This is a genomic window from Streptomyces violens (assembly GCF_000717745.1).
Lineage (GTDB): Bacteria > Actinomycetota > Actinomycetes > Streptomycetales > Streptomycetaceae > Streptomyces > Streptomyces violens.
In genome coordinates this window covers 263,474-281,367 of record NZ_JOBH01000008.1, presented here as the reverse complement: position 1 = coordinate 281,367, position 17,894 = coordinate 263,474, and the positions used below count along the sequence as shown (strand labels likewise).

14 protein-coding genes are annotated in these 17,894 nt (G+C 71.4%); 9 read left to right on the top strand and 5 right to left on the bottom strand.

Annotated elements, in window-relative coordinates:
• Nucleotides 1-54 precede the first annotated feature (54 nt).
• A complete protein-coding gene (gene abc-f, locus IF04_RS0117435; protein ID WP_425428425.1) occupies nt 55-1,683 on the bottom strand; it encodes a ribosomal protection-like ABC-F family protein in 1,629 nt (542 codons plus the stop codon).
• Between the two features lie 235 nt (nt 1,684-1,918).
• Nucleotides 1,919-2,674: a GntR family transcriptional regulator gene (locus IF04_RS0117430; protein ID WP_030257794.1), complete on the bottom strand. Its 756-nt coding sequence runs from the start codon at nt 2,672-2,674 to the stop codon at nt 1,919-1,921.
• Between the two features lie 261 nt (nt 2,675-2,935).
• On the opposite strand from IF04_RS0117430, the gene IF04_RS39835 reads away from it, so the two are divergent.
• From IF04_RS39835 to IF04_RS37495, 6 genes are all read left to right on the top strand, one after another.
• The gene (locus IF04_RS39835; protein WP_245654425.1) at nt 2,936-3,247 is read left to right on the top strand and encodes a hypothetical protein; all 312 of its coding nucleotides are present in this window, start codon (nt 2,936-2,938) and stop codon (nt 3,245-3,247) included.
• Nucleotides 3,248-3,344: 97 nt separating this feature from the next.
• Nucleotides 3,345-5,132, top strand: coding sequence for a glyoxylate carboligase (gene gcl, locus IF04_RS0117425; RefSeq protein WP_030257791.1), 1,788 nt, complete (start codon nt 3,345-3,347; stop codon nt 5,130-5,132).
• A gap of 128 nt (nt 5,133-5,260) precedes the next feature.
• A complete protein-coding gene (locus tag IF04_RS0117420) occupies nt 5,261-6,085 on the top strand; it encodes a TIM barrel protein (protein ID WP_030257788.1) in 825 nt (274 codons plus the stop codon).
• A gap of 91 nt (nt 6,086-6,176) precedes the next feature.
• Nucleotides 6,177-7,076, top strand: coding sequence for a 2-hydroxy-3-oxopropionate reductase (locus IF04_RS0117415; protein ID WP_030257784.1), 900 nt, complete (start codon nt 6,177-6,179; stop codon nt 7,074-7,076).
• 139 nt (nt 7,077-7,215) lie between these two features.
• A complete protein-coding gene (locus IF04_RS0117410; protein WP_030257781.1) occupies nt 7,216-7,830 on the top strand; it encodes a TetR/AcrR family transcriptional regulator in 615 nt (204 codons plus the stop codon).
• 190 nt (nt 7,831-8,020) lie between these two features.
• Nucleotides 8,021-8,563 carry an SUKH-4 family immunity protein gene (locus tag IF04_RS37495; RefSeq protein WP_030257778.1) on the top strand — a complete coding sequence of 181 codons (543 nt, stop codon included), beginning with the start codon at nt 8,021-8,023 and terminating at the stop codon, nt 8,561-8,563.
• Nucleotides 8,564-8,825: 262 nt separating this feature from the next.
• Here the strand turns inward: IF04_RS37495 and IF04_RS0117400 are convergent, their stop codons facing one another.
• A complete protein-coding gene (locus IF04_RS0117400; protein ID WP_063829489.1) occupies nt 8,826-9,884 on the bottom strand; it encodes an MBL fold metallo-hydrolase in 1,059 nt (352 codons plus the stop codon).
• Between the two features lie 214 nt (nt 9,885-10,098).
• Between IF04_RS0117400 and IF04_RS0117395 the strand changes: the two genes are divergently transcribed.
• The 3 genes from IF04_RS0117395 (at nt 10,099) to IF04_RS0117385 (ending at nt 13,918) form a co-directional block, all read left to right on the top strand.
• On the top strand, nt 10,099-11,769 hold the full coding sequence (locus IF04_RS0117395) for a class I adenylate-forming enzyme family protein (protein WP_030257770.1): 1,671 nt from the start codon (nt 10,099-10,101) through the stop codon (nt 11,767-11,769).
• 77 nt (nt 11,770-11,846) lie between these two features.
• Complete coding sequence (locus IF04_RS0117390) at nt 11,847-12,362, top strand: GNAT family N-acetyltransferase (RefSeq protein ID WP_030257768.1); 516 nt, start codon at nt 11,847-11,849, stop codon at nt 12,360-12,362.
• A gap of 527 nt (nt 12,363-12,889) precedes the next feature.
• Entirely contained in the window at nt 12,890-13,918 is a 1,029-nt protein-coding gene (locus tag IF04_RS0117385; RefSeq protein ID WP_051831324.1) for an SMODS domain-containing nucleotidyltransferase, read from the top strand.
• A gap of 91 nt (nt 13,919-14,009) precedes the next feature.
• Here IF04_RS0117385 and IF04_RS0117380 read toward each other — a convergent pair whose 3' ends face one another.
• Both IF04_RS0117380 and IF04_RS0117375 read right to left on the bottom strand, forming a co-directional pair.
• Nucleotides 14,010-16,322: a glycosyltransferase family 4 protein gene (locus tag IF04_RS0117380; protein WP_245654429.1), complete on the bottom strand. Its 2,313-nt coding sequence runs from the start codon at nt 16,320-16,322 to the stop codon at nt 14,010-14,012.
• A gap of 247 nt (nt 16,323-16,569) precedes the next feature.
• Nucleotides 16,570-17,868, bottom strand: coding sequence for an MFS transporter (locus IF04_RS0117375; RefSeq protein WP_051831337.1), 1,299 nt, complete (start codon nt 17,866-17,868; stop codon nt 16,570-16,572).
• Nucleotides 17,869-17,894 lie beyond the last annotated feature (26 nt).

The window sequence follows — 17,894 nt, the reverse complement described above, 5'->3', positions numbered from 1 at the left end:
GGGGCGGGTCGGGGAAGGGCGCATGGGCCGTTCGCGGCGGCGGATCCGACGGGGTCAGCACCTGCGGCCGGCACGCAGCTCCAGCCGTTCCCCCTCGAAGCCCTCGTGGAAGCTGTGGTCGTGCGACACCATGACCACCGCCCCTGGGTACGTCGCGAGCGCCGCCCGAAGGTCCTCGGCCAGGTCGAGCGCGAGGTGGTTGGTCGGTTCGTCGAGGACGAGGAGGTCCGCGGGCCGGGTCACCAGCCGGGCGATCTGCAGCCGCCGCTGCTGTCCCGCGGACAGGGCGGCGACCGGGACGTGCAGGTCCTCCTCGCTGAACAGGCCCAGTGCCAGGAGCTGTTCGGCGTACTCGTCCGGAAGTCCGGGCCGCCCGGCCGCGAACGCGGCGAGCAGCGGGAGCCGCGTGGAGTGCGCGGGCAGTTCCTGCGCGAGGTAGCCGATCCGGGCGGGGCGGCGTGCCGTGCCTGCGTCCGGCTCCAGATCGCCGGCCAGGACGCGCAGGAGCGTCGTCTTGCCCGCGCCGTTCTCGCCCGTGACCAGCAGCCGCTGTCCGGGCGCGATCGCGAGGAGCCCGTCCAGACGCAGCCGCTCGCCGACCCGTACGCCGTCGAACTCGGCGAGCGGGCCCTGGGCGGGGCCGTCCGCCGCCGACAGCGCCGTCGTGAAGCGGAGCGGTGCCGGAGGCTCCGCCACGGGGGCGCGCCGCAGCTGGGCCAACCGCTCCCGGACGGACCGCACCTGCCCGCCGAGCTTCGCCTCGTGCGAGCGGCGGTGCTTGCCGAAGCCCTGTTTCGGGTCGCGGCCGGTGGTGGCAAGCCGCCTCCCCGCGGCCTCCAGCAGCTCTTCCATGCGGGCCACCTCCTCGACCCAGTCCGCATGACGCTGCTCCGCGGCGCGGCGGGCGGCGGCCTTCGCGGCGCGGTAGCCGGCCCAGCCGTCGCCGTACCGGAGCACCGTGCGCGCATCCCGGTCGACCTCGAGGATCGTGGTGGCGATGCGCTCCAGGAAGCCGCGGTCGTGGGTGACCGCGACGACGGTGCCGCGGTGTGCGCGCAGGTACTCCTCCAGCCAGCGCACGGCCGCCGCGTCGAGGTGGTTCGTCGGTTCGTCGAGGAGCAGCAGTTCGGGGGCGGCGGCCAGGACGCAGGCGAGCGCGAGCCGCGACTGCTCGCCGCCGGACAGCGAGCCGAGCAGGCGGTCGCGGGTGATCCGGGCGAGCCCGAGCCCGTGCATCGCGGCATCCACGCGGGAGTCCGCCTCGTATCCGCCGCGGTCCTCGTATGCGATCAGCAGTTCGCCGTACGCGGCGAGATCCTCGTCCGTCGCCTCGCCGAGGGACTCCTCCGCCACCCGCAACTGACGCTCCATGTCGCGCAGTTCGGAGAGGGCGAGATCGACGGCGTCCTGCACGGTGCAGTCCGGATCGAGGTCGAGGGTCTGGGTGAGATGGCCGGTACCGCCGGGGAAGCTGACGGTGATCTCCCCGGTGTCCGGCGCCTCGGCCGCGGCGAGCAGCCGCAGCAGGGTGGACTTGCCGGAGCCGTTCTCACCGATGACGGCGGCCTTCTCGCCCGGACGGACGGTGAAGGAGACCTGGTCGAGGACGGTCCGGGTGCCATAGGACTTGGTGACGTCCTTGACGGACAGCTGTGCCACGGAAACGGGGGTGGCGGTGGGCATGGCGGTATGGGCGCGATCGCGCATATGACTTTCCCTGGGCATGCGAAGGGTCCACGGGCAGCAGAAACGGCGGCATCGGCCGTGCCCGGACTCAGACGAAGAAGAGGAAAGCCATGCGTCAGACGATAACAAGAGGGACCGTCAGGCCTCAATCGGATTGATGTGGACGAGTGCGTGCTGGAGCGGTTCAGCGCTGCATCCTGTACCGCAACCACTCACAGCCGGTATGCCGCTCTCAGGTCCTGTGCGTCGTCCGGAGCAGTGGCGCGCCCACCGGGAGGAGGTACTTCGCGGTGAGCAGGGGGTGCCCGGCGGCCAGCACGGTCTGGGTGACCAGGACGGCGGGGGTTTCGGCGGGGCGGGCCATGGCCTCGCCGCGTACCTTGCCCAGCGTCGTGGCGCCGGTCGAGCTGCGGGCGATGAGGGGGTGGTCGCCGAGCGTGGCCAGCAGCCGCGCGAGCATGGTGGTCGTCGGCCCGTCCTCCGGGGGCGGCGCGGCGAGGGCCGCGGGGAGGGTGGGGGACAGGGCCGCGAGGGTGGTGTCCTCGGCGGCCCATTCGTGCGCGAAACAGACGGGGACCCCGTCGACCTCGATGAGGGTCTCCCAGAACCAGGCGCGGCTGGAGGGCGGCAGTCGCAGGTGGTAGCCGGAGAAGTCGGTGGGCTCGGCCTGCTCGGCGACGCGCCGGCGGCAGGCGATCCGGCCCTCTCCGAGCAGCGACTCGATGGGTGCCAGACGCTCGAAGCCGCGGGCGGGCGGCGGCTGGTTGACCCGGCTGCCGACGCCGTGCCGCCGGGTGATCACGCCGTCCTCCTGGAGCAGGATCAGCACCTCGCGCAGGGCCGGGCGACTCACTCCCAAACGGGCGGCGAGCTCGGGTTCCGAGGGGAGGTTCGAGCCGGGCGGGAAGGTGCCGTCGTGGATGGCCGCGACGATGCGTTCGTACAGCTCGACGCGGGGCTGACGGCGGCGCGTCACCGGCGGAGTCATGAGTTGTCTTACCTCTTGGTGGGTGTGTGAGGCCCAGCGTGCCGCGCCTTGCGGTGCTGGTCAAGGCGCTTGAGGGCGTCGTTCGGAGATCGCGGACCCTTGTCAGGGCTTTGGTGCGCGGCTGGCCTCCTGGCGCCGACGCCAAGATGTCAGACAACAATGCGTCGCGCTCGATCGAAAGGCCGCCCGCACGCCCGGCGTGGACCTCAGAGCGGTGACCACCGTCGCCGGGAACATCGACGCCGTGCGCGTGGCGCGCTCGTGGCCGACGCCCGCGGCTGCTACCTCGGCTACCCGGAGCACCCCGAGGTCAACGCGCGGGTGGTGCTGGAGACCGCCGGCACCTTCCCCGAGCTGCTGGTCGACCGGATCTGTACGGACGCAGGGCTGCCCGGGCGCCCTGACGGCAGCCGCCGTCCAGTTGTCAGACCTCTCCCGTTCGCACAGTCGACTGCGCCCTCCTCGGTGGTCCGGGGAGGGAGCAGCTGTACGTACGGCCAGTGCAAGCCCTGTCCGGGGCCCGAAACCGGTCTTGACGGCTGCCGCGTCTCGCTCTACTTTCGTCTTCCATAAAGCAAAACAACTTTTCCAAGATGCGGAAACGGAGAGTTCCGGGCCTCGCGCCGGAACGTGTCCGTGTCCTGACAGGCCGACGACGCAGGAGTACTCGATGCCTCGTATGACCGCCGCGCGTGCGGCAGTGGAGATCCTCAAGCGCGAGGGCGTGACCAACGCCTTCGGCGTGCCGGGTGCGGCGATCAACCCCTTTTACGCGGCCCTGAAGGCCGGCGGCGGCATCCAGCACACGCTCGCCCGCCACGTGGAGGGCGCGTCGCACATGGCCGAGGGGTATACCCGTACCCACCCGGGCAACATCGGTGTCTGCATCGGTACGTCCGGCCCCGCCGGCACCGACATGATCACCGGCCTGTACTCCGCGATCGGTGACTCCATCCCGATCCTGTGCATCACCGGCCAGGCGCCCACCGCGGTGCTCCACAAGGAGGACTTCCAGGCCGTCGACATCGCCTCGATCGCCAAGCCGGTCACCAAGAAGGCGACGACCGTGCTGGAGGCCGCGCAGGTCCCCGGCGTTTTCCAGGAGGCCTTCCACCTGATGCGGTCCGGCCGTCCGGGCCCGGTCCTGATCGACCTGCCGATCGACGTCCAGCAGACGGAGATCGAGTTCGACCCCGAGACGTACGAGCCGCTGCCCGTCTACAAGCCCGCCGCGACCCGCGCCCAGATCGAGAAGGCCCTCTCGATGCTGAACGAGGCCGAGCGCCCGGTGCTGATCGCCGGTGGCGGCGTCATCAACGCCGACGCCTCCGACCTGTTCGTGGAGTTCGCCGAGCTGACCGGCATCCCGGTCATCCCGACGCTGATGGGCTGGGGCGTCCTCCCCGACGATCACGAGCTCAACGCGGGCATGGTCGGCCTGCAGACCTCGCACCGCTACGGCAACGAGAACTTCCTGGCGTCCGACTTCGTCCTCGGCATCGGCAACCGCTGGGCCAACCGCCACACCGGCTACAAGATGGACGTGTACCGCAAGGGCCGGAAGTTCATCCACGTCGACGTCGAGCCCACCCAGATCGGCAAGATCTTCGCCCCCGACTACGGCATCGCCTCCGACGCCAAGGCGGCGCTGGAGCTCTTCGTCGAGGTGGCGAAGGAGATGAAGGCCGCCGGCAAGCTGCCCGACCGTGGCGAGTGGGCCGCCTCCACCCAGGAGCGCAAGGCCACGCTGCAGCGCCGTACGCACTTCGACAACATCCCGATGAAGCCGCAGCGCGTGTACGAGGAGATGAACAAGGCGTTCGGGCCCGAGACCCGCTACGTCACCACCATCGGCCTCTCCCAGATCGCCGGCGCGCAGATGCTGCACGTCTACAAGCCGCGCCACTGGATCAACTGCGGCCAGGCCGGCCCGCTCGGCTGGACCATCCCGGCCGCGCTCGGCGTCGCCACCGCCGACCCGGACGCGCAGGTCGTCGCGCTCTCCGGCGACTACGACTTCCAGTTCATGCTGGAGGAGCTGGCCGTCGGCGCGCAGCACCGCATCCCGTACGTCCACGTCCTCGTCAACAACTCCTACCTGGGCCTGATCCGCCAGGCGCAGATCGGCCTGGACATCAACTTCCAGGTCAACCTGGAGTTCGAGAACATCAACTCCCCGGAGCTGGGCGTCTACGGCGTCGACCACGTCAAGGTCGCCGAGGGCCTGGGCTGCAAGGCGATCCGCGTCACCGACCCGGCCGAGCTGGGCGCCGCCTTCGAGCAGGCCAAGAAGCTCGCCGCCGAGCACCGCGTGCCGGTCGTCGTCGAGGCGATCCTGGAGAGGATCACCAACATCTCGATGAGCAAGACCGCGGACATCAGCGATGTCACGGAGTTCGAGGAGATCGCCACCGAGCCGTGGCACGCACCGAGCGCGATCTCGCCGCTCAAGAGCTGACGCGCTCAAGAGCTGACGCGAAGAGCTGACGCTGAAGAGCTGACGCCGACGGGCCTCCCGCCTGCACCCGTACGCGGGAGGCCCGCCCCCACCCCCAGCCGTCCGCACCGGAAGGAAGACCACCCCTCATGGGCTTCACCGACTCCCGTTTCGACGTCAACCTGTCGATCCTCTTCACCGAACTGCCGCTGCTGGAGCGGCCCGCGGCGGCAGCCGCCGCCGGCTTCACCGAGGTCGAGCTGTGGTGGCCGTGGATCGACGCGCCCGTGCCCGAGCAGTCCGAACTGGACGCGCTGCGGCACGCGCTGCAGGACGCCGGCACCCAGCTGGTCGGCCTGAACTTCTACGCCGGACAGCTGCCCGGGCCCGACCGCGGCGCCCTGTCCATCCCGGGCGAGGAGTCCGACAAGTTCCGCGCCAACATCGACGTCGCCGCCGACTTCGCCCAGTCGCTCGGCTGCAAGGCCCTCAACGCGCTCTACGGCAACCGCGTCGACGGCGTGGACCCCCAGGTCCAGGACACCCTGGCGCTGGAGAACCTGGTACTCGCCGCCCGCGCGGCCGACCGCGTCGGCGCGACGCTGCTGATCGAGGCGCTGAACGCCCCCGAGTCGCCGCTCTGCCCGATCGTCTCGGCACCGAAGGCCATCGAGATCGTCGACAAGGTCAACGACGCCACCGGCCTCGGCAACGCCAAGTTCCTGATGGACCTGTACCACCTGTCCATGAACGGCGAGGACCTCAACGAGGTCATCGACGCCTACGCGGACAAGACCGGGCACGTGCAGATCGCCGACAACCCCGGACGCGGCGCGCCCGGCACCGGCGACCTGCCGCTGGCGGACCTGCTCGGTCGCCTGAAGAAGGCCGGTTACGACGGCTGGGTCGGCCTGGAGTACAAGCCCGGCGACCGCCCCAGCTCGCAGGCGTTCGGCTGGCTCTACAGCGCCTGACCGCCGATGTCTCTACGGCGGCTGACCGGCTGACCTTCCTCATTACCCCTGGAACCGTCCCCATTTTCCCCTGGAAAGGATCACACTCTCCATGAGCAGCAACCTCCCCAAGATCGCGTGGATCGGCCTGGGCATCATGGGCTCCCCGATGGCGGAGAACCTGATCAAGGCCGGCTACTCCGTCACCGGCTTCACCCTTGAGCAGGACAAGCTCGACCGGCTGGCCAAGGCCGGCGGCACCGCGGCCGCGAGCATCGCCGAGGCCGTCCGCGACGCCGACGTCGTGGTCACCATGGTCCCGGCCTCCCCGCAGGTCGAGGCCATCGCCTACGGCCCCGACGGCATCCTGGAGAACGCCAAGTCCGGCGCGCTGCTGATCGACATGTCCTCGATCACCCCGCAGACCTCCATCGACCTGGCCAAGAACGCCGCCGAGAAGGGCATCCGCGTCCTGGACGCCCCGGTCTCCGGCGGCGAGGCCGGCGCCATCGAGGCTGTGCTCTCCATCATGGTCGGCGGTGACCAGGCCGACTTCGACGAGGCCAAGCCGCTCTTCGACGCCCTCGGCAAGACCATCGTGCTCTGCGGCCCGCACGGCTCCGGCCAGACGGTCAAGGCCGCCAACCAGCTCATCGTCGCCGTCAACATCCAGGCGTGCGCCGAGGCCGTGGTCTTCCTGGAGAAGTCCGGCGTCGACCTCGCCGCGGCCCTGGACGTCCTCAACGGCGGCCTGGCCGGCTCCACCGTGCTGAGCCGCAAGAAGGACAACTTCAAGAACCGCGACTTCAAGCCCGGCTTCCGCATCGACCTGCACCACAAGGACATGGGCATCGTCACCGACGCCGCCCGCACGGTGGGCGCGGCCCTTCCCGTGGGCTCCGTGGTCGCCAACCTGGTGGCCTCGCTCCGCGCCCAGGGCGACGGCGGCCTGGACCACTCGGCCCTGCTGCGCGGCGTCGAGCGCCTGTCGGGCCAGCCGGTCAAGGACTGACGTCTGAGGACAGTCACCTGAGGGCTGTCACCTGACGAGCTGACTACGGAGCGCCGTCCGGATCCGTCCGGGCGGCGCTCCGTCGTGCGTACGCTGCGTACACTGAGCCAACGTTCGTTCAGTACAGGGGAGGACTCAGGTGAGTGCGGAGCGGCCCGCGGGCCAGCAGGCCATCCTCGATGCCGCCCGGCACGAGTTCGCCGAGCGCGGCTACGGCGCCGCGTCCATCCGCGGCATCGCGCGGCGGGCGCAGGTCAGCCTCTCCGCGATGTACCACTACTACGCCGGCAAGCAGGAGCTGCTGCACGCCCTGCTGGACGAGAGCAGCGCCCAGTACTTCGCCTCCTGCGAGGCGGAGCTGGCGCGGGCCGGGACGGACGCGGGGGAGCGGCTGGCCGCCCTGGTGCGGGCTACCGTCCGGTACCGCGCCGAGCGCCGGCTGGAGAGCAGCCTGCTGCTGACAGAGTGCCGCCACCTCTCCGAAGGTCGGCTGAAGGAGACACGGCAGCGGCAGTACGACGGCTCGCGGCTGTTCCACGAAGTGGTCGACGGGGGCGTGGCGCAGGGCGTGTTCCGTACGCCGCATCCGGAGGACGCCCGGCGCGGCGTGATCGCGATGTGCAACGCGGTGGCGCAGTGGTACCGCGCGGGCGGCGATGTGGGCGTCGGTGAACTGGCCGAGCGCTACGTCGAGTTGGCTCTCGTACTGGTCGAGTACCGGCCGGCCGGCAGCCTTCCGCGCCGGTCCGGCTGACCCGTGGCGGCGGGTGCCCGGCCGGGATTCGGACACCTTCGGACACCGAAATTTAACGACCGTTCAATTCTCTTTCCCGCCCCTGTCTGCTCCTTCGCGCCGCGCCGCGTGGTCAGATGTCCGACTCGCCGGACGGTTGTTCCCGGTAGAGTCCCGCCGCGTGCGATCAGCCGTGGGGGGAGGGGCTCCTGTGCCGAAATATGAAGAGCTGGTGGCGTGGGCCGGTGCCGGACAGGTCGTCCGGGCCGATCCGGACGCCGTGGCGAAGTGGCGGATCCCGGACCGTCAGAAGGCGTTACTGGTGACCACCGGGATACCGGTGGTGGACAACCTCATCGGCACGGCGTGCTTCCAGGACGAGCCCGAACCGCAGCTGCGCACCCGCGACGGCCGGCTCCTGTACCGGCTGACGCAGAACACGCACGGCAGTCGCTCGTCCGCGCTGACCTGGGCGTTCGGCGTCGATCCCGACTCCGGCGCGGTGTACTACGTACTGCCGGACGGCGAGGCGTGGTTCGCCAACTCCTCGATCGAGCTGTGGCTGCGCACGCTGCACCACTACGGGCTGCATGTGAGCCGGTCGGCGGTCCTGAACGACCCGAACGGTGACGAAGGCGCCGCGGTGGCCGAGCTGGGGCGGCTGGCGGTACAGCTGAAGGCCATCGATCCGCCGGCCTTCGACGGGTTCGTGGGCTACATCTGGGTGGAGTTCCTGGAGAGATGGCTCTGGTGACGCTTCCGGAGAGATGGCTCCGGTGACTTGTCGCCGATCGGTCTCGGACCTTTACCGGTCTCTTTGCGTCGAGTACGGGTCTCTTTGCGTCGAGTTCCCGGCCGGGATTCTGCCGCCGTCGAGGCCGGTGGGGACGGACCGCCGCTGGTCGGCGCATTACGGCAGCGCGACGCGCTTGTACGCGTGAGACCTGTGACAGGTGTGCAACTCGTGTGCCGCTTGGGCCGTTTCCGCGGGAGCGCGCGCCGACGTGGTACGGCGGTCAGGCCGCGTCCGCCGGTGTCCAGCGCACCGGCCGTTCCGGCCCGCCCCGGCGCTCCGTGATCTCCCCGCGGCCCGCCAGCAGCTTCAGGTGGGCCAGCGTCTCGCCCAGCGCGAAGCGGCGCTGCTGGAGTCCGAACTCCTGCCAGCTGCGTGACCACTTGAGGTGCGCGGCCAGCTCCCACGCGGTGCTGTCGGGCGCCGCGGTGACCGCGGCCAGGGTCTCGGCGAGCCGCTCGGCGTGGTGTCGTGCGAGGTGGGCGAGTCGCTGGTCGAGCTGCCGGAAGCGGTACTCGTGCGCGGGCAGCACCTCGGCCACGTCGTAACCGGTCAGCTTGTCCAGCGAGCGCAGGAAGTCCGCGAGGGGATCGCCGACGCTCTGCAGGAGGTACCCGATCGAGGGCGTGATCCGCGGCAGTACGTGATCACCGGAGAACAGCAGCTCCCGGCCGGGGTCGTAGAAGCAGGAGTGGCCCGGGCTGTGGCCGGGCGTCCAGACGACCCGCAGGTCCAGGCCGGGGAGGGTGATGCGCTCGCCGTCCTGGAGGAGGACGTCGGGGCGCGGCGCGCGGAACAGCCGGTCGGGGTCCATCATGTCGGCGGTGGCGTCCGCGTCGGTGCCGGACATACCGTGCTCCGTCAGATGCCCGACGTACCCGCGCCGCCACTTGTCGTACGTGTCGAGATCCGGGCGCATCGCGTGGGCGTCCAGCTCGTGCAGCGCGACGTACGCGCCGGAGGCGTCCCGGACCCGGCCCGCCAGGCCCAGGTGGTCGGCGTGGTTGTGGGTGACCAGCACGGCCTTGACGTCGCGGACGTCGTAACCGATGGCGGTCAGGCCGTCGTTGAGCGCCTGCCACGAGATGTCGGCGTCCCAGCCCGCGTCGATGAGCGCCAGGCCGCCGCGCACCTCGAGCGCGTAGACCAGGACATACCGCAGCGGGTTGTCCGGGATGGGGACGGGGAGGGACCACAGGCCGTCCCGGACGCGTTCGACGGGCGGCAGTACGCCGTCCTGCCAGGCCCGCCACTGCACGGTGCCGGTGATCTCGGGTGTCACAGCAGGTCCCGTCCCTTCGATGCCAGAACGACCAAAACGATGACGAACGAGCGTTAAGTTTACAGGCCACCGATCCGTCGGGGCAGACGGAGCGGCGCTTGTTCGCGGCGGGGCACTCGAAGGAGCTCCCGCCCCTGGACAGGGCTTGCGCCGCCGCCATAACTTATCGATCGTTCGGCTTTATGTGATCTCCGGTCTCCCGAGGAGTCGCCCCATGCCGCGTACCGCACTGGACTACCCGCAACTGCCCGTCGGCGCCGCGCTCGCCGGGGCCGCGCAGCGCTGTCCCGACCGGCTCGCGCTGACCGACGGGCAGGAGAGCCTGACGTACGCCGAGCTGTACGACCGGGCGCTGCGGTTCGCGCGCGGCCTGCACGAGCAGGGCATCGCGCCCGGCGAGACCGTGCTCCTGATGATCCCCAACTGTCCGTGGTTCCCGGTCGCGTACTGGGGCACGCTGCTGGCCGGCGCGGTGGTCAGCCCCACCAACCCCGCGCAGCCCGCGGCCCCGCTGGCGGCGCAGCTCGTCGACTCGGACGCCCGCGCGGTGATCGCGTACGCGGGCGCGCTGCCCGCCGTGTACGCCGCCGACGCGCCCGGCGTGCGCTTCACCGCCGTCGTACCGGGACCGGGGCCGGGCAACGGCCCCGGCAGTCTCCCCGAACCCCCGGCCGGCCGTACCGTCCTGGCAGCCGACGACCTGCTGGCGTACGGCAGAGCCGAGCCCGTGCGGCGGCGCCCGGACGACGTGGCACACCTGGCGTTCACCGGCGGCACCACCGGCCGCTCCAAGGCCGTCCGCGTGCTGCACCGCAATGTGATCACCAACGCCGCCCAGGCCGTCTGGGTACGGGCCGCCGCGCGACTGCACGACGCGGACGGCGCGCTCGGCGTGGTCCGCGACGAGGAGGCAACGACGCCCCACCAGTCCGTCCCCGGCACCGAGTCGACGATTTTCGTCGCCCCGCTCTTCCACGCGATGGGCCTGGTCGGCATGGTCGCGCACACCCTCATCGGCACCACGGCCGTGCTGCACACCCGCTTCGACCCCGCCCGCTACCTCGACGACATCGAGGCCCACCAGGTGGCCATGGTCGGCGGCTCGCCCACGATGTACCGCGCCCTGCTGGCCTCCCCGGCGAGCACCGGGCGCCGCCTGAAGTGCGTACGCAACATCAACTCCGGTGCCGCGCCCATGGACCCCGCGACCCGGCAGCGGCTCGCCGAACTCTTCCCGGACGCGCTGTACAGCGAGGGCTACGGCCTCACCGAGGCGACCATGGCGCTGACCATGTGGCCGCTGGACGCCGCCGCCGGGACCCCGCACGGCACGGTCGGCGTCGCGCTCCCGGACACCGAGCTGTCCATCCGCGACCTGCTCGACCCGGAGCGCGAACTGCCGGCGGGGGAGACGGGCGAGCTGTGGGCGCGCGGCCCGCAGATCACCGACGGGTACCAGGGGCACCCCGAACTCACCGCCGAGCAGTACGCGGGCGGCTGGCTGCGCACCGGTGACATCGGGCGGCTGGACGAGCGGGGCCACCTCTTCTTGTCGGGGCGCGCCAAGGACATGCTCATCTACAAGGGCTACAACGTCTATCCGCTGCACCTGGAGGACATCCTCGCCGGGCACCCGGCGGTGGCGGCGGCCGCGGTGATCGGCGCGCCCGCCGCGGACGCGGGCGAGATACCGGCCGCCTACGTGGTGCTGCGGAACGGCGCGGCGGCCACGGCGGAGGAGCTGATGGCGTACGTCGCCGAGCGCGTCGCCCCGTATCAGCGTGTGCGCGAGCTGTACTTCACGGAGGCGCTGCCGGTCTCGGCGGCGGGCAAGGTGCTCAAGACCGCGCTGCGCGAGCGGCACGCCGCCCGGGTGACGGAGTAGCCCCGCGCGAGCGGAAGATCACGACCGTCGGTTCGCACCGGTGCGGCGGCGGGGCCCGGCGACTAGCGTCATGGCGTATGCAGACGACTCTGTACGGCGCCGACGTGGTACTGCGCCCCGCCACGGCGGACGACATCCCCGTCCTGGCCGCGATCCGGGGCGAGCCCGAGGTGTACGCGCGCTGGCGCGGCGGGAAGGATCTGGAGGCCGCGGTCGCCGATGACCTCGCCTCGCCCGGCGAGTTCACCTACGCGATCGAGTACGAGGGCCGGATCATTGGCGCGATCCAGTGGTCACAGGAATCGGATCCGGACTATCGGCATGCGAATATCGACATCTATCTGACGTCGCCGCTGCACGGCCGGGGGCTCGGTACCGACGCCGTGCGCACGCTGGCGCGGCACTTGCTGACGGAGCGTGATCATCACCGGATCACGATCGATCCGGCGGCGGACAACGTGGCGGCGATCCGCTGCTATCGGAAGGTCGGCTTCCGACCGGTCGGGATCATGCGCCAGTACGAGCGCGGACCCGACGGCACCTGGCACGACTCGCTCCTGATGGACCTTTTGGCGGCGGATCTCACGAACTGAAGCGGTGTCGGCGGCCCGTCGGAGGGGTATGCCGCCGACACGCTTCTGGCATATGCCAAACGGTCGCTGCCCCTGTCGGATGCGGTCGCGATGGCAACAGGGCGTGAAACAGGCGCTGTCGGCAGTCGACGGAGAAGGGGGAATTAAGTTCATCATCGATCAGGACGAGCTGTTCTGCGGCGCTCCGTGACAGATATATGCGTAGTTGAATGGGGCGCAGCACGCTCGCCGGGAGGCGCGGCCGCCCGGCTGGACCGGTGTGCGCACGGTGGGAACCGGAACCTGTCGTGCGGGAGTGGCACGGAGTGGCACGAGACAACTTGCGACGCTTGTCCGGTCGTCGGCCGGCGTCGGAGAGGAACGATTTTTCCCATGCATGATGTGACACGTTCGACCCCTTCCGCTGAAACGATTCCCCGCTACGCTCGCTCCTCCCCGGAAGCGTTCGGCCCGGCCGCCGGCGCCCAACCGGAACATCCGGCATGCCCCCTCGTCCCGCTCACGTCGAGAGAAACGAGCCCTTCGCGATGACGTACACCGCCAGGACCGCATTCGGCGACTTCGACCAGGCTCTCGCCCTGGAACCCGGCCGCTACGAGAGGGCCCGTCGCCGGCACCGCCAGATCACGGCGGCGCTGAAGAACGCGGGCCTGATCGAAAGTTCCTGCCTGCAGGGCAGCTTCGCGCGCAAGACCCGCATCGCCCCGCTGGACGACATCGGCATGGTCATGGTCTTCCACCGGCGCTTCGCCCGCCTCGTCAAGCGCCCCGGCGGCGCCGCCGACGCCATGGCGATGCTCTGTGACACCGTCACCGAGGCGTTCCCCGGCTCCCGGTTCGGCGACGAGGACCGCACCTCCCGCGCCCTCCAGGTCACCTTCGCCGACCTGGACGTGACCTTCGGCCTGACCCCGGCCCTCGCCGACCCGCGCTGCACCGACCTGCTCACCGCCAACTGGGAGCGGGACACCTGGGAGCGCTCCACCGTCCGTACGCTCAACCGCGTCATCGGCCGGCACGACCACGCCACCGACGGCCGCTTCGTCCACCAGGTCCGCATGCTCAAGGCGTTAAGGGGCGACCACCCCGAACTGCACGGGACCAGCGGCCTCCTGTGGGAAGCGCTGGCCTACGAAGCGGTCTCCGGACCGCGGCAGCACACCGACGCCATCGCGAGCACCCTCGCGCACGCCGCGCAGGCCGTCACCGGCCCCGTCCTGGACCCCACCGGCTCCGAGGACCTCACCGCCGACTGGACCGAGACACAGCGCGCGGCCCGCGCCGAGGTGCTGACCGCACTGGCCGCACAGGCCGCCGAGGCCCGCCGCCGGGAGCAGGCCGGCGACCACACCGGCGCGATCGGGATCTGGCACGGCGTGTTCGGGACGCCCTTCCCGACCGTGGCCGACGCACGAGGCGCCGAGACGGCCGGCGGCACCGGACACCGCGCGACCCGCCGGCGCAGCGCCCCCAGCCCGCGCGCCCGCTCCTTCAGCCCCTTCCTGGGCCGCCCGGTGACCTGGTCGGTCTTCGCCGGCACGACGAAGTCGCTGTGAACTGAGGCGCGCCGGCGGGCCGCACCCGCCGGCTCAGCGGCTCACACGTTCCGCCCGGCGAACAGGCGATCGCTCAGCCGTTCCCGGTCGCTCAGCCGTTCCGCAGATGCGCGCACCGCGGTGCGGCCGCGTGGACGGTCACGGTGTCCGGCGCCGGAGCCGGCGCGGCCACCAGGGCCAGGTCGTTGGCGTCGGTGAAGTACGGGCGGACCCGCGCGCGGGCCGCGCCCTCGCCGCGGAACGCCGACGGATGAGTGTCGATGTCCTTGCGCGCGACGATGTCCCCGCCGATCCGCCCGATCCGTACGGCCATGCCGCCCGGCAGCATCAGGCGCAGGTCCCAGAACTCCCGGTCCCGCGGCACCGACCCGGCCACCCGGCCGGTGAAGTCCTCGTGCGGCAGCAGCACGCAGAACCGGCCGGCGCCCAGCTCCGTCGCGGGCAGCCGCAGCACCGTCGGCCGCGCGCCGCGGCGCGTCGCCGTCACCACCGCCTCCGACGAGGGCTCCGTGCCCAGCAACTCGGCCTCGACGTACGTGACCGAAGGCCCGACCGCGACCCACACCGCCTCCGCGTGGGCAGCGCGCTGCCACACGCGCAGCTCCAGCCGCCCGCGCTCGGTGGCGTACGGGATCCAGGACCGCACGGCGCCGTCGGCCACCTCCGGGCCCCGGCCGACCAGCGCGGCCCGCTCGACCATCGTGGACCGCACGGGCCGCAGCGCCCCGTCCGCGCGCCGCCGTACCCACGCCTCCCAGTGCCCCTCGGCGAGCGGCACCCGGGCCAGCCGCAGCCGGACCCGGTACGGGCCGCCGCGGCCCTCCCGGACGGGCGGCGGCAGCGGCACCCGCAGCTCCTCGGCGGAGTTGCGGCGGCGCAGTACCAGGTCGGCGGGGCCGGTCAGCCCCGCGGCGGGGAACGTCAGGACCAGCGCGCCGTCCTCGGCCACCGCGCAGCGCGCCTCGGGGCGCAGCCTGCGTGCCGTGCCGTCGGCCCGCGCGGCAGCCGCGGGGGAGACCTTCCGCAGTATTCCGAGCAGTGGCACGGCGGTCGCCGGGCGCTGGAGCAGGGGGCGTGCCATGCGCCGGGCGAGCGTCTTGCCCGCGCGCAGCGCCCTGCCCTGCCCCGCGGTACCGGCGTACCCGCCCAGCGCATGCGCCCCGGTGAGCTCCTTCCGCGCCTCCGGGGGAGCGCAGCACTTGCCCGTCTTCGCGGCGAGATCCTCGAAGAGCTTGACGTAGGCGTGGGCGACGGCCGAGGGCGCGTAGTCCAGCGCCTTGGCGCGCGCCGCCGCGGCCATCGCGGCCCGCCGCTCGTCGTCCGCGATCAGCTCCAGCAGCGCCGCGGCGAACTCCTCGGCGTTCCCCGGCTGGACGAGCAGCCCGTCCACCCCATTGGAGATGATCTCGCCGGGCCCGAACGGGCAGTCCGTGGCGACCACCGGCAGCCCGGCGTGCATCGCCTCCACGATCGTCATCCCGAAGGACTCGCCGTCCGAGGAGACCGCCGCGATCGACCCCTTGGCCCACTCCGGCTCGATCGGCGCATGCGCGCCCATCATCGTCACCTGCTCGCACAGCCCCAGCTCGTGGATGCGGGACCGCAGCGCCCGCGCCTCGGGGCCGCGCCCGTACAGCCGCAGCTTCCAGTCGGGCCGCTGCTCCACCACGCGCGCGAACGCGTCGATCAGCAGTCGATAGTTCTTGATGCGGATGAGCCGGCCGGCCGCGACCACCAGCTTGTTGCGCCCCGAGGAGGGCGACACGTCCGGCTGCGGCACCGCGTTGGGAATGCAGCGGATCTCCGTGGCGACGTCGGGCAGCGCCTCGCGGTAGATCTTCGCGTCCTGCCGGGACACCGTGATGAAGGCGTCCAGGTGGGCCACCGCCGCGTTCTGTGCCGTCCGGACCTGCGGCCGGTGCATGTCGTGCGTGAGGTGCTCCTGCCCGACGAGCAGCGCGCGGGCGGGTCCGAAGCGCGCGAGGTAGACGTTGATGCCGGGCCGCGTCCCGATGACCACGTCCGCGTCGGTGTCCCGCAGGTACTCCTCGATCCGCGCGTCGACCAGCGCGCTGCACAGCTTGTACGGGCCGTCGCAGGACGGGTAGACGCGCGAGGGGTTGCCCTTCGGGTCGTGCGCCGGGTCGAAGCCGGGCTGATTCCTGCGGGCCTCGACCAGCGGCACGATTCGTACCCGTGGATGGACGGGCAGCGCCGGGGCGGCCCGGGTCCTGATCATCGAGACGATCTCGACGTCGTGCCCGGCGTCCGCCAGGGCGCCGGAGAGGTTGACGGTCGAGCGGATGGTGCCGCCGATGCCGTAGAGGTTGAAAAGGAGGAAGCACACCTTCAGGCGGCGTGCTGCCCACACAGGGGGCGGAGGACACGCCGCTTCCCGGACCATGCCTGACACGACCACATCGTCACGCTTCTCCACAGAACCGGAGAATATGACGTGAATTGATGCTCTATGAGTTTTCGCGCGAGCGTGTCGCGAACCTGCCCCCCAAACGGCCGGTATGCATCGTGCCTGGTGGCAGGGGTGGCGAGCGGCGCCGACGGGTCGCGCTGTACACCGGGGGCCGGGGTGTTTCAGGCCACCCGCCGGGAGAGTTCGGCGGCCGTGAGGCGCACGGTACGGACGAGGGGGCTCAGGCTGTTGTCCGCTCCGGGGACGGGTCCCGCGGGGCGGGCGCCGCCGTACCGCCGCCCTCGATCAGCCGGCGGATGCCGAAAGTGGCGACCGTGGCGACGGCCATCGCGGCGACCAGGAACCACAGGCCCGTCACGGCGGAGCCGGTGCGGTCGGTGATGACACCGATGCCCATCGGTCCGAAACCGCCGCCCAGGTTGCCGACCGCGTTGATCATCGCGATGCCGGACGCGGCCTGCACGCCCGTCAGGAAGCGGGAGGGCAGCGTCCACAGGACGGGCTGGCCCGCGTAGAGGCCGACCGCGGCGAGGCTCATCAGGGCCACCTGTACGACGTGATTGCCGACCAGCGCGCTGCCCGCCAGGCCGGCTGCGCCGAGCGCCGCACACCCGGCGAGCCACGAATAGCGCGCCCCGCTGCGGTCGGCGAGCTTGGGGACCACGTACAGGCCGAGGGCCACGAAGACGTACGGGATCGCCGTGATGAAGCCGGTGGCCGTCGTGGACAGCCCGCCGAAGCCGTCGACGATCGTCGGCAGCCAGAAGCTCAGCCCGTAACAGCCCAGCGGGAAGCAGAGGAAATACAGGGCCATGGCGACCACCCGCGGGTCACGCAGCGCCCGCAGCGGACTGCCGTGCGCGGTGCCCACGGAATCGGCCTCGGCGGCGAGCTCGGCGGCGAGCCAGCCCCGCTCCTCCGTACTCAGCCAGCGCACGCGCTCCGGCCCGTCGGGCAGCACGCGCAGGGTGACGAAGGCCAGCACGACGGCCGGGATGCCCGTCGCGATGAAGATCCACTGCCAGCCTTCCAGCCCGAACGTGCCGTGCAGCCCGCCGAGCGCGCCCATGTACGGATTGCCGAGGATGAAGGCGAGCGGCTGGGACATCATGAACCAGCCGACGACCCGGGCGCGGTAGCGGTACGGGTACCACTTGGTGAGGAAGTACAGCACGCCCGGGTAGAAGCCCGCTTCGGCGAGGCCGAGCAGGAAGCGGGCGAGGTAGAACTGCCAGGTGGTGCTGACCGCCGCGGTGAGGACCGTGACCAGGCCCCAGCTCAGCATGATGCGGGTGAACCAGCGGCGCGCGCCGAACCGTTCCAGGTAGATGTTGCTGGGCACCTCGAACACCGCGTACGCGACGAAGAACGCGACCTGGCCGAGGGTGAACGCGGCGTTGGACAGGCCCAGTTCGTGCTGGAGCGTCAGTTTGGCGAAGCCGACGTTCGAGCGGTCGACATACGCCACGAGATAGAGCAGCACAAGAAACGGCATCAGCCGCCAGGTGACCGCTTTCATGGCTTGCTTCTCCACTCGGCTCTCCA